This is a genomic window from Streptomyces sp. NPDC048338, from assembly GCF_043201055.1.
Lineage (GTDB): Bacteria > Actinomycetota > Actinomycetes > Streptomycetales > Streptomycetaceae > Streptomyces.
The window spans coordinates 225364-250594 of sequence record NZ_JBICYQ010000009.1 but is presented as its reverse complement, the minus strand read 5'-3'; the positions used below and the strand labels follow the sequence as shown (position 1 = coordinate 250594).

24 protein-coding genes and 7 tRNA genes are annotated in these 25231 nt (G+C 73.2%); 14 read left to right on the top strand and 17 right to left on the bottom strand.

Features of this window, described 5'->3' with window-relative positions; genetic code table 11:
• The first annotated feature begins 156 nt into the window (after positions 1–156).
• Positions 157–2364 (top strand): elongation factor G-like protein EF-G2, encoded by a 2208-nt coding sequence (locus ACGFZF_RS22280; protein ID WP_393556563.1) that lies wholly within the window; start codon positions 157–159, stop codon positions 2362–2364.
• Between the two features lie 182 nt (positions 2365–2546).
• The gene (locus ACGFZF_RS22275) at positions 2547–4205 is read left to right on the top strand and encodes a hypothetical protein (protein WP_393556561.1); all 1659 of its coding nucleotides are present in this window, start codon (positions 2547–2549) and stop codon (positions 4203–4205) included.
• On the opposite strand, the gene ACGFZF_RS22270 is transcribed toward ACGFZF_RS22275, so the two are convergent.
• Positions 4193–4786 carry an HIT domain-containing protein gene (locus tag ACGFZF_RS22270; RefSeq protein WP_356600927.1) on the bottom strand — a complete coding sequence of 198 codons (594 nt, stop codon included), beginning with the start codon at positions 4784–4786 and terminating at the stop codon, positions 4193–4195. The two genes, ACGFZF_RS22275 and ACGFZF_RS22270, sit on opposite strands and share 13 nt — an antisense overlap.
• A gap of 66 nt (positions 4787–4852) precedes the next feature.
• Between ACGFZF_RS22270 and ACGFZF_RS22265 the strand changes: the two genes are divergently transcribed.
• Positions 4853–5530 (top strand): potassium channel family protein, encoded by a 678-nt coding sequence (locus tag ACGFZF_RS22265; protein ID WP_393556559.1) that lies wholly within the window; start codon positions 4853–4855, stop codon positions 5528–5530.
• Positions 5531–5542: 12 nt separating this feature from the next.
• On the opposite strand, the gene thrS is transcribed toward ACGFZF_RS22265, so the two are convergent.
• The 3 genes from thrS to ACGFZF_RS22250 form a co-directional block, all read right to left on the bottom strand.
• Positions 5543–7519, bottom strand: coding sequence for a threonine--tRNA ligase (thrS, locus tag ACGFZF_RS22260; protein ID WP_393556557.1), 1977 nt, complete (start codon positions 7517–7519; stop codon positions 5543–5545).
• Between the two features lie 130 nt (positions 7520–7649).
• The gene (locus tag ACGFZF_RS22255; protein ID WP_393556555.1) at positions 7650–8948 is read right to left on the bottom strand and encodes a hypothetical protein; all 1299 of its coding nucleotides are present in this window, start codon (positions 8946–8948) and stop codon (positions 7650–7652) included.
• Complete coding sequence (locus ACGFZF_RS22250) at positions 8948–9523, bottom strand: DUF4365 domain-containing protein (RefSeq protein WP_356601129.1); 576 nt, start codon at positions 9521–9523, stop codon at positions 8948–8950. The genes ACGFZF_RS22255 and ACGFZF_RS22250 overlap by 1 nt, the downstream gene beginning before the upstream one ends.
• A gap of 120 nt (positions 9524–9643) precedes the next feature.
• Between ACGFZF_RS22250 and ACGFZF_RS22245 the strand changes: the two genes are divergently transcribed.
• Positions 9644–10369 (top strand): 3'-5' exonuclease, encoded by a 726-nt coding sequence (locus ACGFZF_RS22245; RefSeq protein ID WP_356600931.1) that lies wholly within the window; start codon positions 9644–9646, stop codon positions 10367–10369.
• 135 nt (positions 10370–10504) lie between these two features.
• Here ACGFZF_RS22245 and ACGFZF_RS22240 read toward each other — a convergent pair.
• Both ACGFZF_RS22240 and ACGFZF_RS22235 read right to left on the bottom strand, forming a co-directional pair.
• Positions 10505–10576 (bottom strand) — tRNA-Val (locus ACGFZF_RS22240).
• A gap of 39 nt (positions 10577–10615) precedes the next feature.
• Entirely contained in the window at positions 10616–11062 is a 447-nt protein-coding gene (locus tag ACGFZF_RS22235) for an SRPBCC family protein (RefSeq protein WP_393556553.1), read from the bottom strand.
• A 92-nt stretch (positions 11063–11154) separates the two neighbouring features.
• On the opposite strand from ACGFZF_RS22235, the gene ACGFZF_RS22230 reads away from it, so the two are divergent.
• The gene (locus ACGFZF_RS22230; RefSeq protein ID WP_393556551.1) at positions 11155–13710 is read left to right on the top strand and encodes an SCO7613 C-terminal domain-containing membrane protein; all 2556 of its coding nucleotides are present in this window, start codon (positions 11155–11157) and stop codon (positions 13708–13710) included.
• A 92-nt stretch (positions 13711–13802) separates the two neighbouring features.
• On the opposite strand, the gene ACGFZF_RS22225 is transcribed toward ACGFZF_RS22230, so the two are convergent.
• Together ACGFZF_RS22225 and ACGFZF_RS22220 are read right to left on the bottom strand one after the other, a co-directional pair.
• A tRNA-Val gene (locus tag ACGFZF_RS22225) sits at positions 13803–13877 on the bottom strand.
• A gap of 55 nt (positions 13878–13932) precedes the next feature.
• The gene (locus ACGFZF_RS22220; protein WP_356600934.1) at positions 13933–14355 is read right to left on the bottom strand and encodes a TIGR02611 family protein; all 423 of its coding nucleotides are present in this window, start codon (positions 14353–14355) and stop codon (positions 13933–13935) included.
• A 189-nt stretch (positions 14356–14544) separates the two neighbouring features.
• Here ACGFZF_RS22220 and ACGFZF_RS22215 point away from each other — a divergent pair, with 189 nt between their 5' ends.
• Both ACGFZF_RS22215 and ACGFZF_RS22210 read left to right on the top strand, forming a co-directional pair.
• Positions 14545–14958 carry an SsgA family sporulation/cell division regulator gene (locus ACGFZF_RS22215; protein ID WP_015032345.1) on the top strand — a complete coding sequence of 138 codons (414 nt, stop codon included), beginning with the start codon at positions 14545–14547 and terminating at the stop codon, positions 14956–14958.
• 275 nt (positions 14959–15233) lie between these two features.
• Positions 15234–15791, top strand: coding sequence for a CGNR zinc finger domain-containing protein (locus tag ACGFZF_RS22210; RefSeq protein ID WP_393556549.1), 558 nt, complete (start codon positions 15234–15236; stop codon positions 15789–15791).
• A gap of 331 nt (positions 15792–16122) precedes the next feature.
• On the opposite strand, the gene ACGFZF_RS22205 is transcribed toward ACGFZF_RS22210, so the two are convergent.
• On the bottom strand, positions 16123–16548 hold the full coding sequence (locus ACGFZF_RS22205; RefSeq protein ID WP_393556547.1) for a hypothetical protein: 426 nt from the start codon (positions 16546–16548) through the stop codon (positions 16123–16125).
• Between the two features lie 169 nt (positions 16549–16717).
• Between ACGFZF_RS22205 and ACGFZF_RS22200 the strand changes: the two genes are divergently transcribed.
• Positions 16718–17233 (top strand): DsbA family protein, encoded by a 516-nt coding sequence (locus tag ACGFZF_RS22200; protein WP_393556545.1) that lies wholly within the window; start codon positions 16718–16720, stop codon positions 17231–17233.
• Positions 17234–17318: 85 nt separating this feature from the next.
• Here ACGFZF_RS22200 and ACGFZF_RS22195 read toward each other — a convergent pair whose 3' ends face one another.
• From ACGFZF_RS22195 to ACGFZF_RS22185, 3 genes are read right to left on the bottom strand one after another with little or no spacing between them, the layout of a single operon-like run.
• Positions 17319–18158, bottom strand: a complete 840-nt coding sequence (locus ACGFZF_RS22195) for a GNAT family N-acetyltransferase (RefSeq protein WP_393556543.1) — start codon at positions 18156–18158, stop codon at positions 17319–17321.
• A gap of 42 nt (positions 18159–18200) precedes the next feature.
• Positions 18201–19031 (bottom strand): aminotransferase class IV, encoded by an 831-nt coding sequence (locus ACGFZF_RS22190; protein ID WP_393556541.1) that lies wholly within the window; start codon positions 19029–19031, stop codon positions 18201–18203.
• Positions 19028–20080 (bottom strand): chorismate-binding protein, encoded by a 1053-nt coding sequence (locus tag ACGFZF_RS22185; RefSeq protein ID WP_393556539.1) that lies wholly within the window; start codon positions 20078–20080, stop codon positions 19028–19030. The genes ACGFZF_RS22190 and ACGFZF_RS22185 overlap by 4 nt, the downstream gene beginning before the upstream one ends.
• Before the next feature lie 234 nt (positions 20081–20314).
• Between ACGFZF_RS22185 and ACGFZF_RS22180 the strand changes: the two genes are divergently transcribed.
• The 5 genes from ACGFZF_RS22180 (at position 20315) to ACGFZF_RS22160 (ending at position 20794) form a co-directional block, all read left to right on the top strand.
• Positions 20315–20387: transfer RNA gene (locus tag ACGFZF_RS22180), tRNA-Gly, on the top strand.
• 39 nt (positions 20388–20426) lie between these two features.
• A tRNA-Cys gene (locus tag ACGFZF_RS22175) sits at positions 20427–20500 on the top strand.
• 1 nt (position 20501) lies between these two features.
• A tRNA-Val gene (locus ACGFZF_RS22170) sits at positions 20502–20573 on the top strand.
• A gap of 34 nt (positions 20574–20607) precedes the next feature.
• A tRNA-Val gene (locus ACGFZF_RS22165) sits at positions 20608–20679 on the top strand.
• A gap of 40 nt (positions 20680–20719) precedes the next feature.
• Positions 20720–20794: transfer RNA gene (locus ACGFZF_RS22160), tRNA-Val, on the top strand.
• Positions 20795–20848: 54 nt separating this feature from the next.
• Here the strand turns inward: ACGFZF_RS22160 and ACGFZF_RS22155 are convergent.
• From ACGFZF_RS22155 to ACGFZF_RS22140, 4 genes are all read right to left on the bottom strand, one after another.
• Positions 20849–21136: a zf-TFIIB domain-containing protein gene (locus ACGFZF_RS22155; RefSeq protein ID WP_356600940.1), complete on the bottom strand. Its 288-nt coding sequence runs from the start codon at positions 21134–21136 to the stop codon at positions 20849–20851.
• A 41-nt stretch (positions 21137–21177) separates the two neighbouring features.
• The gene (locus tag ACGFZF_RS22150; protein WP_393556536.1) at positions 21178–22146 is read right to left on the bottom strand and encodes a phosphotransferase family protein; all 969 of its coding nucleotides are present in this window, start codon (positions 22144–22146) and stop codon (positions 21178–21180) included.
• A gap of 261 nt (positions 22147–22407) precedes the next feature.
• Positions 22408–22575, bottom strand: coding sequence for a hypothetical protein (locus ACGFZF_RS22145; protein ID WP_187282609.1), 168 nt, complete (start codon positions 22573–22575; stop codon positions 22408–22410).
• Positions 22576–22764: 189 nt separating this feature from the next.
• Positions 22765–22998, bottom strand: a complete 234-nt coding sequence (locus tag ACGFZF_RS22140; RefSeq protein ID WP_137990476.1) for a hypothetical protein — start codon at positions 22996–22998, stop codon at positions 22765–22767.
• Positions 22999–23193: 195 nt separating this feature from the next.
• Between ACGFZF_RS22140 and ACGFZF_RS22135 the strand changes: the two genes are divergently transcribed.
• Positions 23194–24354: a serine/threonine-protein kinase gene (locus ACGFZF_RS22135; RefSeq protein ID WP_393556533.1), complete on the top strand. Its 1161-nt coding sequence runs from the start codon at positions 23194–23196 to the stop codon at positions 24352–24354.
• Here the strand turns inward: ACGFZF_RS22135 and ACGFZF_RS22130 are convergent.
• A complete protein-coding gene (locus ACGFZF_RS22130) occupies positions 24345–25187 on the bottom strand; it encodes a helix-turn-helix domain-containing protein (RefSeq protein WP_393556531.1) in 843 nt (280 codons plus the stop codon). The two genes, ACGFZF_RS22135 and ACGFZF_RS22130, sit on opposite strands and share 10 nt — an antisense overlap.
• Between the last annotated feature and the right edge of the window lie 44 nt (positions 25188–25231).

The following is a 25231-nucleotide window of genomic DNA, read 5'->3' as shown; positions in this document are numbered from 1 at the left end:
ACGCCCTCGCACGTACGACGTATGGACGCACCGTGACGACGGTGCAAAGCTCGAAGGACCACCGCGGGCATCGCCGGAGCCCTCCGCGACACGCCGCCGCCACTCCCCCGCGCCCGCGCCCCCCACCTCACCGTGCAAGCGATCGGGAGGAACATCATGGGCGACAAGGCGAACACCCACCCCGGAGCCGCCGGCAGGGCCCCGACGGCCGACCGGCCCTCGGACGTACGGAACGTGGTACTGGTCGGCCACAGCGGATCGGGCAAGACGACGCTCGTCGAGGCACTCGCGCTGACCGCGGGAGCGGTCAACCGGGCCGGCCGCGTCGAGGACGGCGGGACGCTCTCCGACTACGACGAGATCGAGCACCGCCAGCAACGTTCCGTACAGCTCTCCCTCGTCCCGGTCGAATGGGGCGGATGCAAGATCAATCTCCTCGACACACCCGGATACGCCGACTTCGTCGGGGAGCTGAGGGCCGGTCTGCGCGCCGCGGACGCGGCCCTCTTCGTCGTCTCGGCCGCGCAGGAGGCGGACGCCGTCGCCGGCGCGACCCGCATGGTCTGGGAGGAGTGCGCGGCCGTCGGCATGCCCCGCGCGATCGTGGTGACCCACCTGGACACCGCCCGGACCGACTTCGCCGAGCTCACGGCCGTCTGCGGCCGGATCTTCGGGGGCGACGACCCCGACGCCGTGCTCCCCCTCTATCTGCCCGTGCACGGCCCCGAGGCGCCCGACGGGCACACGCACACCACCGGCCTCGTGGGGCTGCTCTCGGAGCGGATCTTCGACTACTCCACGGGCACCCGGCTGGAGAACCCCCCGGACGAGACGCAGCGCCCGCTCATCGCGGAGGCCCGCGCCCGGCTCATCGAGGGGATCATCGCCGAGAGCGAGGACGAGTCCCTGATGGACCGCTATCTCGGCGGCGAGCAGATCGACGTCAAGACGCTCGTCGACGATCTGGAGAAGGCCGTCGCCCGGGGAACCTTCCATCCCGTCCTGGCCGCGGCCCCGGCCGCCGACGGCGGGAAGCAGGGCCTGGGCACCGTGGAACTCCTGGAACTGATCACCGGCGGCTTCCCCACGCCCCTGGAACGCCCGGCCCCCGCCGTCACCACCCCGGACGGCACGCCCCGTCCCCCGCTCACCTGCGACCCGGACGGCCCGCTCGTGGCCGAGGTCGTCAAGACCGCCTCGGACCCCTACGTCGGCCGGATCTCGCTGGTCAGGGTCTTCTCCGGCACCCTGCGCCCGGACGAGACCGTCCACGTGTCCGGGCACGGCCTCACCGACCGGGGCCACGAGGACCACGACGTCGACGAACGGGTCGGCGCGCTGACCTCCCCCTTCGGCAAGCAGCAGCGCTCGCTCGGCCACTGCATCGCCGGCGACCTCGCCTGTGTCGGCAAGCTCGGTCACGCGGAGACCGGGGACACGATCTCCGCCAAGGACGATCCGCTGCTCATGGAGCCGTGGCCGATGCCCGACCCGCTGCTGCCGCTCGCCATCGAGGCGCACAGCAAGGCGGACGAGGACAAGCTGTCGCAGGGCCTGGCCCGGCTGGTCGCCGAGGACCCGACCATGCGTCTCGAACAGAACCCGGACACCCACCAGGTCGTCCTGTGGTGCCTGGGCGAGGCCCACCGGGAGGTCGCCCTGGAACGGCTGCGCAACCGCTACGGCGTCCAGGTCGACGCCGTGCCGCACAAGGTGGCGCTCCGCGAGACCTTCGGCGGCGCGTCGGCCGGGCGCGGCCGGCACGTCAAGCAGTCCGGCGGCCACGGCCAGTACGCCATCTGCGAGATCGACGTCGAACCGCTCCCGGCGGGCAGCGGCATCGAGTTCGTCGACAAGGTGGTGGGCGGTGCCGTGCCGCGCCAGTTCATCCAGTCCGTCGAGAAGGGCGTACGGGCGCAGGCGGCGCGCGGGGTCGCCGCCGGGTACCCGCTCGTCGACGTGCGGGTCACGCTGCGCGACGGCAAGGCCCACTCGGTCGACTCCTCCGACGCGGCCTTCCAGACGGCGGGCGCGCTGGCCCTGCGCGAGGCGGCGGCCGAGGCGAGCATCCAGCTCCTCGAACCGGTGGCCGAGGTGCAGGTGCTGGTGCCGGACGAGTACGTGGGGCCGGTGATGAGCGACCTGTCCGGCCGGCGGGGCCGGGTCGTCGGCACCGAGCAGGCCGGGCCGGGACGCACGGTGGTCCGCGCGGAGGTGCCCGAGATCGAGATCGGCCGGTACGCGGTCGACCTGCGGTCCGTGTCGCACGGGACCGGTCGGTTCGACCGCGCCTACGCCCGGCACGAGGCCATGCCGCCGCAGCTGGCGGACCGGATCCGCGAAAAGGCCGAAAAAGGCTCGTAGTTGACGGACCGACAGCGAATGCCGCCCCTCGACTCCGGTTCACCGGGGCGGCATTCGGTCGTACCGTGACGCATCCACCTGTACCCGGTTACGCTGTGGTGCCCAGTTCGGAAGGTGTGCGGGGCGCGATCGTGGGGAACAGCCCGCAGAGGGACACCCGGTGACCCCGCGGGCAGGCGGCGATGGGGGCGGCAGTGAGCATCGGCAGTTTTGGACCCGGGGCGCAGATCCCCCTCCAGGGCTCGGACGGACAGACGGCGGCGACCCATGCCCTGGCCTCCGCCGCGTACCGCGACAGCCCGGTCGAGGAGATCCTCAAGGCGAACAACGACTGGCACCGGTCGAGCGTCAAGGAGGGCAAGTGGTTCTCGCTCTTCAAGCCCGACCTCGGTGAGGCCTTCTCCCGGGCCGTGCAGGTGCGGATGCTCGGCGGCGCCCGCAAGGCGCTGATCCAGTCCTTCGGCACCGAGCCGCAGCCCGTGGTGGAGCACTGCCTGGCCGCCACCCGGATCCGCAAGCAGCGCGACGTCCGGCTCACCCTGATCACGCTGGTCTTCGGCCTGCTCTTCCTGCCCGGCCTGCTCCTGTGGCTCGCCGTCATCAAGCTGCGCCGCGTCCTCGCCGGCACCGACAACAGGCGCACGAGCCTGCTGGGCACGGCACTCCTCGTCGGTGTGGGCCTCCTCGCCGTGCTCGTCCTGCTCAAGCTGCCGTTCGGCGGCTTCCTGTCGGTCTACCTCCGCGCCATGATCGTCGCCCCGGTGGTGGGCTGGCTGCTGGCCAAGCGCGTCTGCGAGTCCACCGCCCGCGACCTGCGCACCCGCTGGGACTCCCTGCTCAGCGGCGGCGGCATCGGCGCCAAGATCCCCGAGGCGGTCCCGCAGGACCCGGGCCAGACGGCCGCCGAGGAGCTGCGGCAGTCCCTGGAGAAGCTCAGCGCCGAGCAGCAGTCCAACGTCGTCTTCTACGCCGGCCCCAAGGGCATACTCGGCATGGGCACCCGCTGGGGCAGCTGGACCATGGCCGAGGAGCTCGTCCCGAAGGAGGGCCGGGAGATCCACGACTTCCGTGCCTGGGACGTCGTCCGGCAGATCCACGACCAGCTCAAGCTGATCGAGCGCGGCTCGCTGAAGACCGGCTTCCCGAAGCCGACGGTCAAGCACTGGATCGTCTCCCCCGTCGGCGAGGGCGCCGACGAGGTCGCCCGCCCGGAGGGCGAGAACATCGTCGCCTTCCAGGTGAAGCCGCACGAGATACAGCGCATCTGCAACGACCAGCAGTTCGGCAGCGGCAACCGCCACTACCTGGGCGTCCAGTTCACCCTCTGGGACGGCCAGCTCGTCCTCACCATGATGATCACGGTCACCTCGCTGCTGCACACGCTGCGGGTCGAGGTCACCGGTCACGCCCTGGGTCCGGTGCACTCGCTCTTCACCACGAAGCCGAAGGCGAAGACCAGGGAGGTCTCCAAGACCGTGCGCTTCTGGGAGACGCGGGAGATCACCCTGCCGCTCCTGGAGGACGACGAGGTCGTCCGCAAGGCGCTGCGCGCGCCGCTCACGTGGTTCCCGCCGGTCCTGGACTTCCTCGGCGGCAAGCTCAGCCTGCCCGAGCCCTTCGGTCTGCGGCACGCCTGGGCGGCGCAGCCCTGGCGTCACCGCTTCATGGCGGACGACGCGATCCGCGCGGCCACCCCGGTGATGCGCGCGGTCCACGCCGCCACCATCAAGGTGCTCGACGAGCACGGCGTGGACACGGAGCGCTTCACCAACCGCTCGCTGATCCTGAGCGGCTCCGTCCAGGAGCCGGGCCCCAAGAAGGCGGACGTCTACGACGCCTGAGCGGCCGCCCGGCCGGTGCCCTCCGACGCCGGCCAGGCGTCGGCGAGCATCTTGCGGGTGTCGGCCAGCAGCTGCGGCAGCACCTTGGTGTGACCGACGACGGGCATGAAGTTGGTGTCGCCGCCCCAGCGGGGCACGACGTGCTGGTGCAGGTGGGCGGCGATGCCGGCGCCCGCGACCGTTCCCTGGTTCATGCCGATGTTGAAGCCGTGCGCTCCGGAGGCGGCCCGCAGCGCGATCATGGCGCGCTTGGTGAACGCGCCGAGCTCGGCCGTCTCCGTCTCGTCCAGCTCCGTGTAGTCGGCGACGTGACGGTAGGGCACCACCATCAGGTGCCCGCCGTTGTACGGGTAGAGGTTCAGTACGGCGTACACGCGCTCACCGCGCGCGATCACCAGACCGTCCTCGTCCGACATCGACGGAATCGAGCAGAACGGACAGCCGTCCTCGGCCCCCGGCCCGGTGGGCTTGTTCTCGCCCTGGATGTACGCCATCCGGTGAGGCGTCCACAGGCGCTGGAACGCGTCCTGCGTCCCCACTCCGATCTGCTGCTCCGGCTCAATCGTCATGCTGTGCAGCATATTGCTTAGCCCGTTCGGATCGTGTCGCCGGGGCGCGGATCTCATCGCTCCGGCGATGCTGATCCGATGGACGAGAAGCCGCCGGGGATGGACCGCTGGGACGAACGGATGGAGGTGCCGCTCGCCGTCGCGTCCGCGCTCTTCCTCGCCGGGTACGCGACCCTGATCCTGGGACACGGCCTCCCCCAGGGCTGGCGGGACCTCTGCCTGGCGCTCATCCTCGCCGCCTGGGTCCTCTTCGCCGTGGACTACGTCGTCCGCCTGTGGCTGAGCGGCCGGCGGCCGCTGCGCTTCGTCCGCACCCACCTGCTGGACACCGTGGTCCTGATCCTGCCCCTGCTGCGCCCGCTGCGGGTGGTCAAGGCCTACGACACCATCCAGCGCCGCCAGGACAAGCCCCGGCTCACGCTCTACGCCCGCGTCATGGCGTACGCCGGTCTCACGTCGATCCTGCTGGGCTTCGCGGGCTCGCTCACCGTGTACCGCTTCGAGCGCGACGCCCCGGGCGCCACGATCGTCACCTTCGGCGACTCGGTCTGGTGGGCGTGCTCGACGCTCTCGACGGTCGGGTACGGCGACGTGACCCCGGTGACCCCGATGGGCCGGGTCACCGCGGTCGGGCTGATGGCCTGCGGCCTGGCGCTGCTCGGAGCGGTGACCGGTTCGTTCTCGTCCTGGCTGATCCAGACGTTCCGGCGGGAGGACGAGGAAGGGCCCCCGGGTGAGAACCCGGGGGCCCGCTGAGCCTAGGGGGCGTCAGACCTGGACGCGGCGCTCCACCACGTCGGCCAGCTTCGCGAGCGCCTCGTCGCGGGCGATGCCGTTCTCCTGCGAGCCGTCGCGGTAGCGGAAGGAGACCGTGCCCGCGGCCATGTCCTCGTCACCGACGATGATCATGAACGGGACCTTCTGCTTCTGCTGGTTGCGGATCTTCTTCTGCATGCGGTCGGAGGAGGCGTCCACCTCGACCCGCAGGCCCTTCTTCTTCGCCTCGGCGGCGAACTCCTGCAGGTACTCGACGTGCGCGTCGCCGATCGGGATGCCGACCGCCTGGACCGGGGCCAGCCACGGCGGCATGGCGCCCGCGTAGTGCTCCAGGAGCACGGCGAAGAAGCGCTCGATGGAACCGAACAGGGCGCGGTGGATCATGACCGGGCGCTGCTTGGTGCCGTCCGGGCCGGTGTACTCCAGGTCGAAGCGCTCCGGCAGGTTGAAGTCGAGCTGCACGGTCGACATCTGCCAGGTACGGCCGATGGCGTCCCGCGCCTGCACCGAGATCTTCGGGCCGTAGAAGGCCGCGCCACCCGGGTCGGGGGTCAGCGGGAGGCCCTGCTTCTCGGCGACCTGCTGGAGGACCGCGGTGGCCTCCTCCCAGACCTCGTCCGAGCCGACGAACTTCTCCGGGTCCTTGGTGGACAGCTCCAGGTAGAAGTCGGTCAGACCGTAGTCGCGCAGCAGGTTCAGGACGAAGGTGAGGGTGCGGTCGAGCTCCTCGGCCATCTGCTCACGGGTGCAGTAGATGTGCGCGTCGTCCTGGGTGAAGCCGCGGGCCCGGGTCAGGCCGTGCACGACGCCGGACTTCTCGTACCGGTACACGGTGCCGAACTCGAACAGGCGCAGCGGCAGTTCACGGTAGGACCGGCCGCGCGCGTCGAAGATCAGGTTGTGCATCGGGCAGTTCATGGGCTTGAGGTAGTAGTCGGTACCACCGTCGAGCTGCATGGGGGGGTACATGCCCTCCGCGTACCAGTCCAGGTGGCCGCTCTTCTCGAAGAGGGCGCCCTTGGTGGCGTGCGGGGAGTAGACGAACTCGTAGCCCTCCTCCTCGTGCCGGCGGCGCGAGTAGTCCTCCATGGTCCGGCGGATGATGCCGCCCTTGGGGTGGAAGACCGCGAGGCCGGAGCCGATCTCGTCCGGCACGGAGAAGAGGTCGAGCTCGTTGCCGAGCTTGCGGTGGTCGCGCTTCTCGGCCTCGGCGAGGAAGTCGAGGTGGGCCTTCAGCTCCTCCTTCGACGGCCACGCGGTGCCGTAGATGCGCTGGAGCATCGGGTTCTTCTCGCTGCCGCGCCAGTAGGCGGCGGCGTTGCGCATCAGCTTGAACGCCGGGATGTTCCGGGTGGTGGGAAGGTGCGGACCGCGGCAGAGGTCCTTCCAGCACAGGTCGCCGGTCTTGGCGTCCAGGTTGTCGTAGATGGTCAGCTCGGCGCCGCCCACCTCGACGTCCGCGCCGTCGTCGCTGGAGGCGGAGCCCTTGATGCCGATCAGTTCCAGCTTGTAGGGCTCGTCGGCGAGCTCCTCGCGGGCGGCCTCGTCGGTCACCACACGGCGGGAGAAGCGCTGGCCCCGCTTCTGGATCTCCTGCATCTTCTTCTCGATGGCCTTGAGGTCCTCGGGGGTGAACGGCTTCTCGACGTCGAAGTCGTAGTAGAAACCGTCCCGGACCGGCGGGCCGATGCCCAGCTTGGCCTCGGGGAAGAGCTCCTGCACGGCCTGGGCCATCACGTGCGCGGTGGAGTGGCGCAGGATGTCGAGACCGACCGGGGAGGAGATCTCGACGGGCTCGACGACCTCGCCGTCGGCGACGACGTAGGTGAGGTCCTTCAGCTCACCGCCGACCCGGGCGGCGATGACGGACCGGTCGTCGGCGAACAGCGCGCCGGCGGTGGTGCCCGCGCTCACCGCCCGATCCTCGGCTCCTGAGGCGGACTGGACGGTCACACGGACTTCAGACACTGGTGCTCTTCTCCATTGGGGCGCGGGCAGATACGAAGTGCCGGCGTCGACGGTGCGCGGCAGAGACGAGGTGCCGCGTCGCCGTCGATCGTACCGAGCCCGGGGGGCCGCCCGCGAAACGTCCCCGTGGTCAGTCCCCCGGCCCGCACGCCTCCTCGAAGTAGTCGAGGTTCTCGTGCAGCGACTTCATCAGCCGGTCCCGCTCGGCCTCGTCCACCTGCACCGGGACGACCGCGGAGGCGTCGGTGAGCCGCCGGAAGCCGCCCCGGCTCTCCAGCCGGCCCACGACCCGGATCGGCAGACCCACCAGATGGGCGTGGCCGGCCGTGCGGTACGACTCCTCGTCCAGGCTCACCCGGACGTGCGGCACCTCGGCCCCGGCGAGCACCCGCAGCCGTACGGTGCCCTCGCCGCGCGGGCCGGACCGGCGCATCCGGACGACCGCTCCGGTGATCCGTACCGGGACGGACGGCTCGTCGGTCAGATAGCGGGCGCCGGCCTCGCGCAGGGCGGGCAGGTCGCCGGCCGAGAACTCGACGGGCTCGGGCCGTGCCGCGCACCCCGCGGGGGTCCCCGCGGCGGGCGCCCATTCCAAGGCGATCCGGGCCCCTTCGCTGCCGCGGACGAGCGCGACGAGGGCCTCGGTCAGCTCCCGGCTCACGCCGGCCGTCACCGCGGCGTCGAAGGCCTCCGTGCCTCCGGTGGCCCGCTGGTAGTCCGCGGCCTCCCGGGCCGCGTAGAGCGCGTGGTAGAGCCGTACGGCGATCGACCGGCCGGTCTCCACGGGGACGAACGCGGTCAGGCCCCGGCCGTCGGGGGCGGCGCCGACGACGACCGCGCCGAGGGACGCCTGGGCCTGCCGGCGGTGCCGGGCCCCGTAGTAGCCGGCCCGGCCGCGCACGGCGAGCGCGCCCGCGAGGAGGAGCTGGCGGGCGGCCGACCGGAACTGTTCCTGCACGGCCCAGGGGACGGTGCCCGAGGGTCCCGGCGGCACGTCGCGCCACCAGCGGATCTCGTCGCTGGGCACGGTCAGCCCGACCAGCACCTCGCGGGCCGAGGGCGCGGCGCTGCGGGCGAGCGCGGTGAGGGCCTCCCCGAGGAGGTCCTCGCAGTCGGGGAAGGCGCGGCTCTCGGGCACGAGCAGGCTGCCGGTGGCGGTGGCCGGCCCCGGCGGCGTCCAGCGGCTGTAGCGGCCCGGGGCCCCGCCGCGCCGCCGCCATCCGTGGCGTGCCAGCAGCGCGCCGAGGACGAGCGGGTCGACGCGCCCGGGGTCGGGCGGACCGCCGGCGTCGCTCCAGGGGCCGGTGGGGCGGGCCGCCCCGGCGCTCCAGGAGCCCGGGAGTTCGGCGAAGGTGGGGTGGGGCCGGAAGGACGGGGACGCCGGGCCGTGGCCCGCCCCGCCCTCCGGCTCGTCGATCGGCCGGTGCATCAAGGTCTCCCTCCCACGCCGACCCGGGCCATGATCTCGCACAGCGCCCGGTCGTCGAAGATCCGTGCCGTCGGGATGCGCACGGTGGTCCTGCGCCGTCCCGTGACCGGATGGCCGGCCAGGTTGATCCAGTAGCAGCAGTGCCGCAGGTCGAGCCCGTCGTGCCCGGCACGCAGCCAGTCCTCCCGGGAGCGCGGCACGAGCATCACGACCAGGATCTTGTGTACCGAGACCGGGGTCCGCGCGAGCTTCACCAGGTGCTCGTTGTCGAGGGTGAACGAGAACGTCGCGGACGCGGGTCCGGGCACTCTCGGCGGTAGCTGGTAGGTGCACTTGAGCTGCACCTTGATGGTCACTTCGTCGTCCACGGTGTGGTCGGCAGCGCCGTGGCTCACGTGCCAGTCGATGCCGTTGTCCGGAAACGGCTGCGACAGCGAGCAGCCCGCCGCCGCCGCGACCGCGTGCAGGTACCCCACCTGAAGCGTCTCCATACAGGCGGTGGTGGCGAGCGAGCCACGGAGCGGTGCTGTCCGCTGGGTCGGCAGCCCTCCCGATTCGGGCTGGGCGAGCGCCATGTCGATTTCCTTCCCCGTCATGTGTGTTGTCACCGGCCCGCGTACGGCGCAAACAGCCCGGGTATCACCGATTCGGGCAGAGGGATCGCCATCTGCCGCACAGGTGCGAGGAGTTCGGGGATGACGCACTGGTACGAGGGGCCCCTGGCCTCATTCGACACGGAAACCACAGGAGTCGACGTCGAGGAGGACCGGATCGTCTCGGCCGCCCTCGTCGTCCAGGACACGGCGGGCGGGCGCCCGCGGGTGACGCGCTGGCTCGTCAATCCGGGCGTGCCCGTGCCCGAAGGCGCCACCGCCGTACACGGGCTGACGGACGATCATCTGCAGCGGAACGGACGCTGGCCGGCTCCGGTGATGGAGGAGCTGGCGCGGGCTCTGGCCGAGCAGTGCGCGGCGGGGCGGCCGCTGGTGGTGATGAACGCGCCCTTCGATCTGACGATCCTGGACCGCGAGCTGCGCCGCCACCGCGCCTCCTCGCTGGGCGGGTACCTCCGGAACGCCCCGCTGTGCGTGCTGGATCCGCGGGTGCTCGACAAGCATCTGGACCGGTACCGCAAGGGCCGCCGGACGCTGACGGATCTGTGCGAGCAGTACGGGGTGGAGCTGGACGGCGCGCACGACGCGGCGGCGGACGCGACCGCCGCACTGGACGTCGTACGGGCGGTGGCGCGGCGTTTCGCGTCCCGGCTGGAACGTCTGTCGCCGGCCGAGCTGCACACCCTGCAGGCCGTGTGGCACGCGGCGCAGGCGCGCGGGCTGCAGGCGTGGTTCGCGCGCAACGGGACGCCGGAGGCGGTGGATCCCGCCTGGCCGCTCCGTCCGGAGCTGCGGACGGCGGCGTAGGGGTGCCGTGTCGATCGTCCGGCCCGGCAGGATCGACGAGACGCTCCCCGGGGCGCCCGCCTGTCGCGGGATCCCGCGACAGGGCCCCGGCATGCGGAAGGCCGGTCCGTCTTCTGACGGACCGGCCTCTCCCGGTGGGCGATACTGGGATCGAACCAGTGACCCCTTCGGTGTGAACGAAGTGCTCTCCCGCTGAGCTAATCGCCCGGGAACGGGTTGAACCATACAGGTCCCGGCGGGTTTCGTTCAAACCGCGCGAAGCCGTGCCGCGAGACCGCGCCGTCCGCCGCGCATCATCAGGGCGTGGTTGGCCAGGAAGAGCGGCCTCCCCGGGACGGCGAACCGGCGCATCAGCGGGTTGCGGACCTCGACCTCCTGCTCGTAGACGGCCCGCGTGCCGGCCCCGTGGCCGGTCAGGGTCCAGCGCACCCAGCCCTCCAGGTCGCCGCCCAGGTCGACCTCCAGGACGCGGGCCGCGGGTTCACGGCGCCGGGCCGCGAGGGTGACGACGAGGTCGTACGGGAGGACGGAGCGGAACCGGGCGGTGCCGGTGACCTCGTCGACGGGCACGACCTCGCGGACCTGGGGCCACCATCGCGGGTAGCCACCGGCGTCCTCGAGCACGGCGTAGACGGCGTCGGGCGGAGCGGCCAACTGCCAGACGCTGCGGAAGCGGTAGCGGCACCAGTCCATGCCCCCAGTGTGCCCCCATGTGGGGGTACTCAGGGCCGGAGATGAGTATCCGCGCGCATGCCTCGCGGTGTGTCCGGGGACACACTCCGCATATGGAGAACGCCCTGCCACCCGCGGACGAGCTGGTGCTCGTCGACCGCGAGCTGGTCCAACTCGACACCCGACGGTCCCAGTTGCTGGCCCGCCGGGCCTGGCTGCTGCAGGTCCTCGCCGCACCCGCGGCGCGGGCCGCCGCGCAACCGGCCGGCCCGCCCGCCCCTTCCCGCCCGCTCGCGGACTCGACGCCGCGCAGTGCGCAGAACGTCCTGCTGACGCTGGGCGGCGCCCTGCTGACGATCGCGGCGGTCGCCTTCACCCTGGTGAGCTGGGGCTCGATGGGGATCGGCGGCCGTGCGGCCGTGCTCGTCGTGGTGACCTCGGCGGCGCTGGCCGCGCCGGTGGCGCTGCTGCGCCGCGGCCTGGCCTCCACGGCGGAGGCGGTGGCGGCACTGGGCATGGCGCTGATGGTGCTCGACGCGTACGCGCTGCACCGGGTGGCGCTGGCGGACACGGACGCCGTGGGCTACGCGGCGGTGGCGTCGGCCGTGCTCGCGGGGGCGTGGGCGGCGTACGGCCGGGGACGGCTGCGGGGTCCCCTGCCAGTGGCGGTGGCGACGACCCAACTCCCCCTGCTGCTGGGTGTGGTGGCGGCGGACGGCGGCCCGTCGGCGCTGGCCTGGGCTGCGCTGGCGACGGCCGCGGCGGATGTGGCGGTGGCACTGCGGGCGACCTCGGCGGCGGTGCGGATCACGGCGGGCGCCGGAGGCCTGGCCCTGGGCGGCTGGGCGCTGCTGACGGGCGGCCGGCTGTCGCTGACGTCGCCGATCCCGGCGGGCGCGCTGCTGCTCGCCGGCGCGGCGGTGGCGCTGTACGTGGCGTGGCGGGTGGCCCCGCTCGCGGAGGCGGCGGCCGTGGTGGCCGGACTGGCGGTGATCGCCGCGGCCGGCGGCGTGCTGCGCGCGGTCGCCCCCGAGGGCTGGACGGTGCCGGGGTACGTGCTGTGCGCGGTCGCCCTGGCGGCGGTGCTGCGGTCGGCGGCGCCCCGCGCGGTGCGGCGGGGTCTGGCGGGCGCGGGGGCGGGTGTCCTCGCGCTGGGCGTGGCCTGGGCGCTGCCCCCGGTGGTGGCGGGGCTGCTGTCACCGGCGGCGCGGTCGACGGAGGTGTGGTCGGGCGCGCACGCCGAGCCGGTGCTCGCCTCGTACCCGGCGACGGCCCCGCTGGTCCTGCTCGTGGGCACGGCCGCCCTGGCGGCGGTGCCGCGGCTGTGGGCCCGCTGCGGCGCCCTCTTCCTGGCGTGGGCCCTGCTGACCTCGCTGCCCGTCTCACCGGGGCTCCCCTACGGCGCGACGCTGACGCTCCAGCTCGTGACCACCGCGGCGGCCCTGCTCGTCGCGGTCCGCCCGGACCCGACGACCCGGGGGCTCCGCGCACCGGTCCGGGGGCCGGGCACCGCGGGGCCGTCGGCGGGCGGGCCCCCCGTGGACGGTGCCGCCGCGGCGGACACCCCCGGCACGGCGGCCGGTCCTTCCCGCTCCCCGGGCACGGCCGGTGCCGGCGGTGCCGGCGCGGACGGCGGCCCGGAGGCGTCCCGGCCGGGCTGGGGGCCCCGCCCCGTTCCGACGGCCACCGCGCCGGCCCCGCCGCGCGAGGTCCTCGCGTGGTCCGCGTTCGCCTGCGGTCTCGCGTCCGCGCTGAGCGCGACGGCGGCGGCGCTGGACACCCGCGCCGCGACCTTCGCCGCGCTGGGGCTCCTGACCGCGCTCTTCGCGGTCACCGGGTTCCTGGCCGAGGGCGGCCGGCGGACCGTGGCCGCCTGCGCGGCGGTCGTCACGGCGACCGGGCTCGTGATGGCGGGAACCGCCGCCGCGGAGCTGCCGGCCCACCTGGCGGCCCTGGCGCTGCTCGTGGTCCCGGCTGTCACCGCCGCCGTCGGCGCGCGGCTCCGGCGGCATCCGGTGGCGCTGCCGGTGGAGCTGACCGGCGCCGTCGCGGGGCTGCTCGCGGTCGGCCTCGCGGTCTCCCGGCCGGCGGTGCTCGCCCTCGTGCTCGCGCTCGCCGGGGTGATCGCGGCGGCGACGGCGGTCCGGCCCGAGCGGCGCCCGGCGGCCTCGTGGGCGGCGGCGGCGCTGTTCCTGCTCGCCACCTGGGTGCGCCTCGCGGTGTGGGACGTGACGACCCCGGAGGCGTACACGCTTCCGGTCACCGTCCCCGCCCTGGCGGTCGGCGTGCTCCGGCGGCGACGCGACCCGGAGGCGTCCTCCTGGGCGGCGTACGCCCCGGGCCTGGCGGTCACGCTGGTACCGAGCCTCTTCGCCGCCTGGACGGATCCCGACTGGGCGCGTCCGCTGATCCTCGGGGTGGCCTCGCTGGCGGTGACCCTGCTCGGAGCCCGCTTCCGGCTCCAGGCACTGCTGGTGCTCGGCGGCACGGTCCTGGCCCTCGACGGGCTGCACGAGCTGGCCCCGTACGTGGTGCAGGCCGTGGGGGCTCTGCCCCGCTGGCTGCCGCCGGCGCTGGCCGGCCTGCTGCTCCTGGGGGTCGGGGCCACGTACGAGCAGCGGCTGCGGGACGCCCGCCGGCTTCGGGAGCGCCTGGGCCGCATGCGGTAGCCGAACCGGTCACTCCCCGGCCGCGGGACACCGCGGCCGGGGAACGCCGAAGGCCCGGAGACGTGATTCCGTCTCCGGGCCTTCGGTCCGGGTGGTGGGCGATACTGGGTTCGAACCAGTGACCTCTTCGGTGTGAACGAAGCGCTCTCCCACTGAGCTAATCGCCCGGGCGCACCGCAAACATTACCCCATGTCAGCGGGTCCCCCGGACCAGTGTCCGGGTCACCGGTCGATCTTCCACGGCATGACGAAGCCGTACTTCCAGAGGTAGATCCCGACGAGCACGGCGATGATCACCAGGCCGATCGTGGTGAGGATGATGTTGCGCCGGCGGACCTTCGGGTCGAGGGCGCGCTGGGCGGCCTCGGTGACCTTTCGCTTCGTCCACCGCAGCACGAGCTGGGCCCAGACGAACTCGGTCGCCCAGATCGCCATGCCGCCGAAGATGACCAGCCAGCCGGGGCCGGGCAGGGGCAGCATCACGATGCCGCCGCCGACGACCGCGAGCCCCACGATGAAGACGCCGACCTGCCAGCTCAGGTGCAGGCTCCGTCGGGCCTTGATGAAGGCCGGGGCCCGGGAGCCGAGCTCGGCCTCACCGTCGGCCGTGGGCTCCCCGGACCGCTCGTCACTCTCCGCATTCATGACCCCAACTTACCGGATTCCGGACGGTCACCGGAATGGGGGTATTACCCGAGGTCACGCACCCCCATACGAGCTACCTGAACGATCACAAAACAGACAGAGGGGTTTACAACGGCACCGTAGGTGGCATGTCGATTTCGCCGACGTGCGAATCCCCGAGCGCACACTGAGCGAAAGGCCCTGGCGCTTATGAACACCACGGTCAGCTGCGAGCTGCACCTGCGCCTCGTTGTGTCGAGCGAGTCCTCACTGCCTGTACCCGCGGGCCTGCGGTATGACACGGCCGATCCCTATGCCGTGCACGCCACCTTCCACACCGGAGCCGAGGAGACGGTCGAGTGGGTCTTCGCCCGCGACCTTCTCGCCGAGGGGCTGCATCGGCCCACCGGCACCGGCGACGTCAGAGTCTGGCCGTCGCGCAGCCACGGTCAGGGCGTCGTCTGCATCGCGTTGAGTTCTCCCGAGGGCGAAGCCCTGCTCGAGGCCCCGGCGAGGGCCCTGGAGTCGTTCCTGAAGCGGACCGACGCCGCCGTGCCACCGGGCACCGAGCACCGTCACTTCGACCTCGACACGGAGCTCTCCCACATCCTGGCCGACAGCTGAGCCAGGCCGAGAGCCGCACGGCGCCGTCCGACTCGGGGAGACGGCGCCGCGCGGACAACCACATACGGCAGACATCGGCGTCCTCACCGCGCAGCCGGCGCGGCCGGGGGCGCCGTTGCCCGTTTTCCGGGCCGTGCGCGGGCCGGGGCCGGTCCGGGCCACGCCCCCGCGCCGAGCCCGTCCGGTTCCGGACCGCTCCGGGCAGGCGGCGGCGGAGCCGCTAGAGTCAGCGCAATTCCGCGGGCGCCCGCCCGCGGCCTGCCAGGGAGCGAATCGTGCTGATCCCCCACGACACCCGGATCGCCCTCGACACCGTCGTCGATCTGATGAACACCGCGCCGCAGGGCGACCGTGACGACGAACTCGCGGACCTCGATGCGCTGCGGACCTTCGTGCGCGCCCACGACATCAGCGACGTGGGCGTGCTCGACGAGCGCGACCTGCGCGCCGTGCGGGACGTACGGGGCAGGTTCACCGCCGTCTTCGGAGCGCCGGACGCCCGGATCGCGGCGACGCTGATCAACCAGCTGGTCGCCGCCGCGGGCACCACCCCGCAGCTCACGGACCACGACGGCTACGACTGGCACGTGCACTACTTCGCGCCGGGCGCCTCGGTCGCCGACCACCTCGGAGCCGACTGCGGCATGGCCCTGGCCTTCATCGTGGTGGCCGGGGAGCAGGAGCGGCTGCGGCGCTGCGAGGCGCCGGACTGCGGCCGCGCCTTCGTCGACCTGTCGCGCAACCGTTCGCGCCGCTACTGCGACAGCCGCACCTGCGGCAACCGGCTGCACGTGGCCGCCTACCGGGCGCGCCGCAAGGAGGCCGCGGGCTGATCGGCCGCCGGTGCCGGTCGGGGCCGCGCCGCGCCAGGGGCGCCGACGCGGTCGCGGGTGCCCGCCTCACAGCAGGAAGAGGTCGTGTACGGCGGCCATCAGAAGAAGGCAGCCGATCACCGCGAGGAAGATCATCAACGGCGGCTGGGAGAGCGCGAACAGACAGCCGCGCGGCTCCTTCATGGGGGCGGGGACTCGTTCCCGCGAGGTATCCGGCATCTCGGGGGGATGATGACGCAGGTGAGCGTCACAGCCCTCCGCAACACGCCCCACGAACGCGGGAGTTCATCCCATTCCGTGGATACTCCGCCGCCGCGCCGACCGCGCGGCGTCAGATTCCGTGCTTCTTCAGAATCGCCTCGATGTCACTGAAGTCCTCTGCGGGGGCGGCGGTCTTGGGCTTCGGGGCGGCACCGCGCTGCCCCTGCCCCAGGGAGGGCGCGGACGCGGCGGGCGCGACGGGGTCCGGACGGCCGCCCTGGTCCGCGGCCTTCCGGCCACCACGGCGGCGGTCGACGGCGCGGGTCGACAGGAAGAGCAGCCAGGCCGCGCCCAGCACACCGAACCCGGCCCAGGCCATCGGGCTGAAGGCGGTGTCGAAGGCCCACTCCACGGCACCGGTCATGACCAGGCCGAGCGGTACCAGCGAGTAGGCGGCGATCCGGGCCGCGGTCCGGAACCGCCTGCGGTACGCCGTGATCGCGGCGATGCCCAGGCCCGCCGCGGCCACCGCGGAACAAATGGTCTCGGCAAGCATGCGATCCTCCTGGCGCAGGGGCGATACGTCCCTTCCATCCTGCACCGGGCAGGCCGTCCGGGGCCATGGCGCGGGGCCGACCTCAGGGAGATCTCCGGGTCGGCCGAGGGGCGATCTCCTCCCGGGGTCCCGGTTGGGCCGGGCGGCGCGCGGCTGGGAGACTGCTCCCATGAGTGACTCCACCACCGCCTCCGCCTCCCCCGTCGTCCTGGAGGCCTGGTTCGACCTCCAGTGCCCGGACTGCTTCCAGGCGCTCGACGACGTCCGCGCGCTGCGCGAGAAGTACGGCGACCGGATCGACGTACGGCTGCGGCACTTCCCGCTGGAGAAGCACAAGCACGCGTACGCCGCCGCCCAGGCCGCCGAGGAGGCGGCCGAGCAGGGCCAGGGCTGGCCGTACGCGGAGGCGCTGCTGGCCAGGACCGCGGAGCTGGACGGGCGCGGGGAGCCGGTGCTGGTCGAGCTGGCCGGAGAACTCGGCCTGGACGCCGAGGAGTTCGACACCGCACTGATCGACGGCCGGCACCTCCTGGTGGTCGACGCCGACCAGGCCGAGGGCAAGGCGATCAAGGTCACCGGCACCCCGACCTACGTGATCGACGGCGAGCGCCTGGACGGCGGCAAGAGCCAGGAGGGGCTCCGCGCCCGCATCGAGGAGATCGCGGACCGCCTGCTCGCCGGCTGAACCCGGCACCGGGCCCCGGAACCCGGGATGTCCTGCCGATCCTGCCGGGCGCTCCCGGCCTGATCGGAGATCGCCCGGACAGGACCTAGACCAGCCGCTTGAAGCCGTTGACGTGGGTCGTGCGGTAGCCGAGCGACTCGTAGAGCCGGAGGGCCGGGGTGTTGCCCGCGAAGACGTGCAGGCCGAGCAGGCTGTCCCCGGCCTCGATCGCGACCCGTTCGGCGAGCAGCATGAGGGCGCGCCCGTAGCCCCGGCCCCGCTGGGCCGCGTCGACCTCGATGTCGTAGACGTACGCCCCCATGGTCCCGGGTTCGAGGGCGATCCGGCCGGTCCAGAGGTGACCCACGACCTGCCCGTCCCGCACCACGACGCTGATCCGGACGCCGGGGGTGGCGAGACCCTGCGGGAGATGGGTCCGGTGGCTGTCCTCGGCCTTGGCCCGCGCCTGGTCCTCCGGCACGCCCCGGTCGATCCAGCTCTGCGCGTAGCCCTCCTTGGCCCGCGCCTCCCAGGCCGCGTACTCGGCCTCGGCCAGGGGGCGGATACCGACGCCCTCCGGCAGCGCCGGGGGCTCGGCCGGCAGTTCCTTGACCATGTTCCGGCTGCGTTCGGTGTAGCCGAGGGCGGTGGTCATCCGCAGCGCCGCATCGGCTCCGGCGGGGACGGAGACATGGACCTGGCCGCAGCCCCAGCCCCGGAGGATCTCCTCGGCGGCCAGTGCCGCGACCGTGCCGCGGCCCCGGCGGCGGTCCGGCTCGTCGATGCCGAGGGCGGTGATCTCTCCGGCGCCGGGGCCGAAGCCCGGCGCGGTGGCGAGGTGGACGGAGCCGACGCGACGGCTGTTCACACAGACGTCGTAGGTGCGCGAACGGCCGCCGTCGGGCGTCTGCTGAAGCGGCTCGACCGGCCGCAGGGTGGTGGTCATCACCGGTGTTGTACCCACCCGGCGGCCGTCCGTCATCCGCTTTTACGCGAGGCGCGGGTCCCGGTCGGCGGCGGCGCGCTCGTCGAAGACCCGCATCGCCTTGGCCGTCACGGGCCCCGGGGCACCGGCCGGCTCGCGGCCGTCGACCCGGTGGACGGCCTGGACGTCCCGCAGCGTCGAGGTCAGGAAGATCTCCTCGGCGCTCTCCAGGACGTCGAGGGGCAGGTCGGTCTCCTGCGCGCCGGTCCACTCGACGGCGAGCGCGCGGGTGATCCCCGCCAGGCAGCCGGAGGAGACCGGCGGGGTGTGGATCCGGCCGTCGATCACGACGAAGACGTTGGAGCCGGTTCCCTCGCAGAGCTGGCCGACGGTGTTCGCGAACAGCGCCTCCGAGGCGCCCTGTTCGCGCGCCCTGGCCAGGGCCACGACGTTCTCGGCGTACGAGGTGGTCTTCAGGCCGGTGAGCGCGCCGCGCTCGTTGCGGGTCCACGGCACGGTGATCACGGCCGTGGAGTCGGGGCGGCGGCCGGTCTCGCCCAGCGCCACGACGAGCCCGGCCCCGGCGTCGCCGCGCTCGGAGCCCAGCGGGGAGACGCCGCCGGTGTACGTGATGCGGAGCCGGCCGAGCTCGATGGGGTTGGCCTCCAGGACGGCGGCGCACGCCCGCCGTACCTCGTCGAGGTCGGGGTCGGGCAGGCCCAGGCCGCGGGCGGAACGGGTCAGGCGCTCCAGGTGGAGGGTGAGAGCAAAGGTTTCGCCTCGCTCCGCCTTGACCGTTTCGAAGATCCCGTCGCCGACGGTCAGCCCGTGGTCCAGGACGGACACCCGGGCTTCCTCCACGTCGTACAGTCCGCCGTTGACCCAGAGTTTCATCGAGAGATGGCCTTTCCGCTCGCCTCGTACGTGCCAGACGCTACCGCGAGGAGCCGCTCGGCCTTGAGCTCGGTCTCCGCCCATTCGCGCTCGGGGTCGGAGCCCCACGTGATGCCGGCACCGGTGCCGAAGCGGAGCACCCCCTCGGCGCGGTCGATCCAGAAGGTGCGTATGCCGACGGCCAGCTCCCCCGTGCGCCGGTCGGCGTCGACCCAGCCGACACCTCCGCAGTACGGGCCGCGCGGGGCGGTCTCCAGCGCCTCGATGATCCTCAGGGCACTGGACTTCGGAGCGCCGGTGACGGAGCCGGGCGGGAAGGTGGCGTCGAGGAGACCGCGCCAGCCGGCCCCCTCCGCGAGCTCGCCGCGGACGGTGGAGACGAGGTGGACCAGACCGGGGTGCGCCTCGACGGCGCAGAGCTCGGGGACGGAGACCGATCCGGTGGCGCAGACCCGGCCCAGATCGTTGCGCACGAGGTCCACGATCATCACGTTCTCGGCGTGGTCCTTCTCCAGGAGGTCCCCCGCGGTGCGGCCGGTCCCCTTGATGGGGCCCGAGGTGACGACCTCGCGGTCGCGGCGCAGATAGAGCTCGGGAGAGGCGGTGGCGATCTCCACGCCGTGCGCGGGCAGCCGGATCGTCCCCGCGTAGGGGGCCGGGTTGCCGCGTGCCAGGAGTGCCGTCAGGGCGTCGACGTCGGCTCGGTCCGGGTCCGGAAGGGGCGCGGACAGGACGCGGCAGAGGTTCGCCTGGTAGACCTCCCCGCGCGCGATGTGGGCCCGGATCCGGCGCACCCCCTCGGTGTACGCGGCCCGGTCGAGCGAGGAGGTCCAGTCGCCGGCGGCGGGGCCGCGCCAGGCTCCGGGGACGGGCGCGGGGACGGGGTCCTTGCGCACCTCGCCGAAGCGTGCGCAGGTCAGACGGCCTTCGAAGTCGGCGGAGACGGCCCAGAAGCCCCGCGAGTCCAGGGCCTCGGGGTCGCGGGTGACGTCCCGCAGATCGGTGGCGACGAGGCCGCCGAAGCGGGCCATGGGAGCGAGGGAGTGCACGGATGTGAGTCTAGGACGCCCCGGAAGAGGGTGCCGGGGCCGCGGCCGGGGGCGGCGGCGAGCCACCCCGAGGACACGGGGAGTGAACGTCGTGCGGACGCTCCCGCGCGACGGGCCGGGCCCTCACCTCCGCACGCACGTCAGCACGCTGCGGAAACGCGTTTTTGTGCTGGCCCAGGAATCCGCTAGAGTTCAACACGTCGCCGGGACGCGCAAGCGGAACGGAAACGACAAGCGGACGTGGCTCAGTTGGTAGAGCATCACCTTGCCAAGGTGAGGGTCGCGAGTTCGAATCTCGTCGTCCGCTCGATGTGGGGGATCTTCCCGAACCCCCGTATTCACTCCTGGTGGAGTGGCCGAGAGGCGAGGCAACGGCCTGCAAAGCCGTCTACACGGGTTCAAATCCCGTCTCCACCTCCAAGGACGATTAGCTCAGCGGGAGAGCGCTTCCCTGACACGGAAGAGGTCACTGGTTCAATCCCAGTATCGTCCACTGATCCGTAAGGATCTGGTCCGCAAGGATCCCCGCGCGATTAGCTCAGCGGGAGAGCGCTTCCCTGACACGGAAGAGGTCACTGGTTCAATCCCAGTATCGCGCACGCAGCAACCACATGGTCCTGTATGGTTTGGGACCGACCCGCGCGATTAGCTCAGCGGGAGAGCGCTTCCCTGACACGGAAGAGGTCACTGGTTCAATCCCAGTATCGCGCACCACACGAAGCCCCCGGCCGCCTCGAGCGGCCGGGGGCTTCTTCGTGCCCGCTCCGGTCAGGAGGAGAAGAGCATGCGCCCGAAGCCGCGCTGGCGGTAGTGACCACCGTGGTGGCCGCCGTGGTGCGGCGCGCCCCAGGCGGGGGCGGCGGGGGCACCCTGCGCCGGGTAGGCCGGCGGGGCCGGGGCGGGCGGGGCCTGCTGCACCCACTGGGACTCCAGACGGGTCAGGGCCTCCAGCTCGCCGTAGTCCAGGAATATCCCGCGGCAGCCGCTGCACTGCTCGATCTGGACGCCGTTGCGGTTGTACGTGTGCATCGCTGCATGGCACTTGGGACACTGCATGCTCGGCTCAACTCCCTGCCGTTCGAAAAGGTGCCTTCACCCTATGCGGACGCGGGCGGGGCCAACTCGGTTCGGAGGGAGCCGATTCGGGAGCAGGTGTCGATCATCACCTCCTCCACCTCGTCGAGGGGGCGGCCCTCGGCGGTGGACTTGGCCAGCGCGAGCGCCGCGGTCTGCACCGTCAGGGCGCGTGCGGGGACGTCGAGCCGGACCCAGGGGTCGTCTGCCCCGGCCGCCGGTGCGGCGACCGGCAGCGGGCCGGGGCCGGCCGGGGTGACCGCGGGGCCGCCGGCCGCGCGGTAGGCGTCCAGGAAGCGGGACCAGACGTCCGGCGGCAGGATGCCCGCGGCGTACCAGGCGGCGGGGCGGGCCAGGTCCCACGCGGGGTCGCCCCGGCCGAGGTCGTCGACGTCGATCAGGAGCCAGCGTCCGGCGCCGGCGGCCCCGTCCCGGACCAGCTGGCCGAGATGGAAGTCGCCGTGGCAGAGGTGGCCGGTGTCCGCGATCGTCCCCGGCACGGTGCGCCAGGCTCGCAGGACGGCGTCGACGGCCGGGGCGGGGGCGCCGGAGCGGCGCATGCGGTCCACGGCGAGGGCGGCCTTGACGGGCGCGCGCATGGCCGGGAGGCGCGGGGGCGGCGGGGTCAGATGCAGCCGGGCGAGGAGCCGGGCGGCCTCCTCCCAGGGGGCCGCGTCCGGGTCCGCGGGGTCCACGGGGCTTCCGTAGGACCAGGCGGTCGGGATGCGCTCGGAGACGGCCCGGTCCGGGAGCGGGAGGGGGCGCAGCAGGATGCCGTCCGTGTACGGGTGGGCGGCGACCTCCATCCGGGCCCGGTGCTCCGCGGGGTCCGTGTCCGGCGCGTGGGCCTTGACGACGACGGCGCCGTGCCGCACGACGGTCCCGTCGTCCCGGTCGGCGAGGACGCCGGTGACACACGAGCAGCCGCCGCGGCCGGTGTGGGCGGCGTCGCGGGCGAGCGCGTGGAGCAGGTCGAGGTCGTCGGGCAGCACCCGGGGAGCGTACGCCGCCGACGACGGCGAGGTGGCGGGCTTCCCGGCGGCGGCGGCCGGGGCGGCCGCTCGCGGATGCCCGGTAGCACGGCGGCGGGCCCACGCGGGCGGGGCGGGACGGAGCAGCGGCGGGAATGCGCGATGGCCGGTCAGCTCCCCAGCTGACCGGCCACACGCTGTCGTCCGCCGCACCCCCGTCCCCACGGGGTTGTTGGCCGGATGTCCCCGACCCGGGCCGCTCACCCGGATCCAGGGCGCCGCTCAGCGCCCCAGCATCACGCCCACGGACGACGCCTGAGTGACCACCGCGTCCCAGCCGCCGAAGACGACCACGAGCAGGGCCGCGAGCGGGAGAACCATGGCGGTCGCCACCAGGGGGTGACGGCGGCCCGAAGGACGGGTGTTCATCCGCGATGCCGTGTACGCCATGGGCCCTCTCCCGTTCGAATCCTGGGGCGGCGGGTGCGTGACCTCGGGGGACGAGTGCTGCCCCCGCCGCTTGAGTTCAACATTAGGGAGCGGGAGCGGCCCGGACGTCATGCCCGCGTACCGACTTCCGGGCCTCCCGGAGGATGACCCCCGCCCTCATGGCGTACTCCCCAGGGTGGAGGCGCCGGTCTATGACTGAGGGTCTTCCCGGAGGGGTACCGGCTGCTCGACCAGAGCCAGCACCCGGCTCGCCATGAAGCGGGCGGTCCGGACGACCACTCCGGTACGCGTGACTTCGCTCACTTCCACCACCCCGCGACGGACCGCCGTCTCCACCCTGCGACCCGCCCGGCTTGCCACCACTTCGTACGTCCGTGTCGTGTCCCCCGCATCCACGACAATCTCCACGCGATCACCCTTCATCGATCCAATCCCCCTTCTGTGACCGGACATTGGGAAATCCCGCGGTCTCGACGCCCGGCGACGGCGGCGTCCTGACCACTCCTCAAGTGTCCTCCTCAGCACTGACAATCGATGGGTTCGCGAGGGCGCGGCCTATGAGCGCGCCGAGGCGCCAATACGTAAGCTGTGCCTCGTCGAACGGACGAGGGGACGGACATGGCGATGATGCGGCTCCGGCGCGAGGATCCGCGGATCGTCGGGTCGTTCCGGCTCCACCGGCGACTCGGCGCGGGCGGGATGGGGGTCGTCTACCTGGGGTCCGACCGGCGCGGGCAGCGGGTGGCGCTGAAGGTGATCCGGCCCGATCTGGCCGAGGACCAGGAGTTCCGTTCGCGGTTCGCCCGCGAGGTGTCCGCGGCCCGGCGCATCCGGGGCGGCTGCACGGCCCGGCTGGTCGCCGCCGATCTGGACGCCGACCGCCCCTGGTTCGCCACGCAGTACGTGCCCGGCCCCTCGCTGCACGACCGCGTCGCCGAGGAGGGCCCGCTGCGCGCCGCCGACGTCGCCTCGATCGGGGCGGCGCTCTCGGAGGGTCTGGTCGCCGTCCACGAGGCCGGGGTCGTCCACCGGGACCTCAAGCCGTCGAACATCCTGCTCTCCCCCAAGGGCCCCCGGATCATCGACTTCGGCATCGCCTGGGCCACCGGTGCCAGCACCCTCACGCACGTGGGCACGGCCGTCGGCTCCCCCGGGTTCCTCGCGCCCGAGCAGGTACGGGGCGCCGCCGTCACCCCGGCGACGGACGTGTTCTCCCTGGGCGCCACCCTCGCGTACGCGGCGATGGCGGACTCTCCCTTCGGGCACGGCAGTTCCGAGGTCATGCTCTACCGGGTGGTGCACGAGGAGCCGCAGCTGCACGGTGTGCCCGACGCGCTGGCCCCGCTCGTGCGGGCCTGTCTGGCGAAGGACCCGGAGGAGCGGCCCAGCACCCTGCAGCTGTCCATGCGGCTGAAGGAGATCGCCGCGCGCGAGGCGCAGGGGCTGCCGGCCGCGCGGCCGCCGGCGCAGCGGGAGCGTACCGAGCAGGCGGCGGAGAACCGGCCGACGGAGCGGTACACCGAGCGCACCACCCAGGGCCGCACCCAGGGCCAGGGACCCGCGTCCCGGCCGTCCGCCCCCCGTACGGGCGGCGGATCACGTCCGGCCCAGTCACGCACGAACGGGCGGCCCGCCCCCTCCCGGCCGGGCGTACGGACCACCTCGACCGGGCGCCGGCCGGCCAATCCCCGCCTGCTGCGCCAGCGGCTCTTCGTCTTCGTCGTGGTGACGCTGGTCGTCGCGCTGGGCATCGCGGCGGCCCAGGCGCTTCAGGGCTGATCCACCACCGACCGGGCGGCGCCCGCGCGCCCGGTGCGGGCGTACCGGCCCGGCGTGACGCCCCAGACGCGCTTGAAGTGCCGGGTGAGGTGCGCCTGGTCGTAGAAGCCGGCGGCGATCGCCACGTCGCCCGGCGTCCGGCCGTCGAGCAGCAGCCTGCGGGCGAGGCCCACCCGGCGGGACGTCACGTACTGATGCGGCGCGATGCCGAAGGCCGCGCCGAACGCGCGGACGAGGTGCGCCGGATGGGCGTGGAGGAGGGAGGCCGCCTCCTGGAGGGTGATCCCCTCGCGCAGGCGCGCGTCGAGCAGGTCGCGCAGGTCGTGCGCGACACCCCCGGCACGGACGGACGTGCCCGGCGGGGAGCCGGGCACCGGTGCGGGACGCAGGTGCGCCCTCAGGCGCCCGCCGATGAGGGCCAGCCGGCTCTCCGCCTCCAGCTCCTCGCCCGGGCGGGCGAGGGCGGTGTGCAGCTGTCCGACGCGTCGGCGCAGGACGGGGTCGACGAAGTCGGGGCTGTCGACCGCCGGCCCGATGAGGCTCTCGTCCAGCTGCGTCATGTCGAGGTACAGCACCCGCTTGCGGAAGCCGTGGGCCGTGGCGGGTGAGCCGTTGTGGGGCACGTACGGCGGGAGGAGGCTGACGGTGCCGTCCGGGGTTCCGCGCTCGTGGCGGTCCAGGTCGTAGCGGACCGCCCCGTCGTCGACGATCAGCAGCGTCCAGTCGTCGTGGACGTGCAGCGGGTAGGCGTGCTCGGTGAAACGGGCGTGGAAGACCTCGGTGACGCCCGGGACCGACGGGCGCCACGCGGAGATCTCCTCACGGGACGTCATGCAAAGAACGTACAAGACGGGGACGGGGCGGCTCCCGCAGTCTC

Excerpts from the sequence above, each read along its gene's own strand:
- ACGFZF_RS22280 (WP_393556563.1), top strand. The coding sequence starts at position 157 with ATGGGCGACAAGGCGAACACCCACCCCGGAGCCGCCGGCAGGGCCCCG.
- ACGFZF_RS22275 (WP_393556561.1), top strand. The coding sequence starts at position 2,547 with ATGGGGGCGGCAGTGAGCATCGGCAGTTTTGGACCCGGGGCGCAGATC.
- ACGFZF_RS22270 (WP_356600927.1), bottom strand. The coding sequence starts at position 4,786 with ATGCTGCACAGCATGACGATTGAGCCGGAGCAGCAGATCGGAGTGGGG.
- ACGFZF_RS22265 (WP_393556559.1), top strand. The coding sequence starts at position 4,853 with ATGGACGAGAAGCCGCCGGGGATGGACCGCTGGGACGAACGGATGGAG.
- ACGFZF_RS22255 (WP_393556555.1), bottom strand. The coding sequence starts at position 8,948 with ATGCACCGGCCGATCGACGAGCCGGAGGGCGGGGCGGGCCACGGCCCG.
- ACGFZF_RS22250 (WP_356601129.1), bottom strand. The coding sequence starts at position 9,523 with ATGGCGCTCGCCCAGCCCGAATCGGGAGGGCTGCCGACCCAGCGGACA.
- ACGFZF_RS22245 (WP_356600931.1), top strand. The coding sequence starts at position 9,644 with ATGACGCACTGGTACGAGGGGCCCCTGGCCTCATTCGACACGGAAACC.
- ACGFZF_RS22235 (WP_393556553.1), bottom strand. The coding sequence starts at position 11,062 with ATGGACTGGTGCCGCTACCGCTTCCGCAGCGTCTGGCAGTTGGCCGCT.
- ACGFZF_RS22230 (WP_393556551.1), top strand. The coding sequence starts at position 11,155 with ATGGAGAACGCCCTGCCACCCGCGGACGAGCTGGTGCTCGTCGACCGC.
- ACGFZF_RS22220 (WP_356600934.1), bottom strand. The coding sequence starts at position 14,355 with ATGAATGCGGAGAGTGACGAGCGGTCCGGGGAGCCCACGGCCGACGGT.
- ACGFZF_RS22215 (WP_015032345.1), top strand. The coding sequence starts at position 14,545 with ATGAACACCACGGTCAGCTGCGAGCTGCACCTGCGCCTCGTTGTGTCG.
- ACGFZF_RS22205 (WP_393556547.1), bottom strand. The coding sequence starts at position 16,548 with ATGCTTGCCGAGACCATTTGTTCCGCGGTGGCCGCGGCGGGCCTGGGC.
- ACGFZF_RS22200 (WP_393556545.1), top strand. The coding sequence starts at position 16,718 with ATGAGTGACTCCACCACCGCCTCCGCCTCCCCCGTCGTCCTGGAGGCC.
- ACGFZF_RS22195 (WP_393556543.1), bottom strand. The coding sequence starts at position 18,158 with ATGACCACCACCCTGCGGCCGGTCGAGCCGCTTCAGCAGACGCCCGAC.
- ACGFZF_RS22190 (WP_393556541.1), bottom strand. The coding sequence starts at position 19,031 with ATGAAACTCTGGGTCAACGGCGGACTGTACGACGTGGAGGAAGCCCGG.
- ACGFZF_RS22155 (WP_356600940.1), bottom strand. The coding sequence starts at position 21,136 with ATGCAGTGTCCCAAGTGCCATGCAGCGATGCACACGTACAACCGCAAC.
- ACGFZF_RS22145 (WP_187282609.1), bottom strand. The coding sequence starts at position 22,575 with ATGGCGTACACGGCATCGCGGATGAACACCCGTCCTTCGGGCCGCCGT.
- ACGFZF_RS22140 (WP_137990476.1), bottom strand. The coding sequence starts at position 22,998 with ATGAAGGGTGATCGCGTGGAGATTGTCGTGGATGCGGGGGACACGACA.
- ACGFZF_RS22135 (WP_393556533.1), top strand. The coding sequence starts at position 23,194 with ATGGCGATGATGCGGCTCCGGCGCGAGGATCCGCGGATCGTCGGGTCG.
- ACGFZF_RS22130 (WP_393556531.1), bottom strand. The coding sequence starts at position 25,187 with ATGACGTCCCGTGAGGAGATCTCCGCGTGGCGCCCGTCGGTCCCGGGC.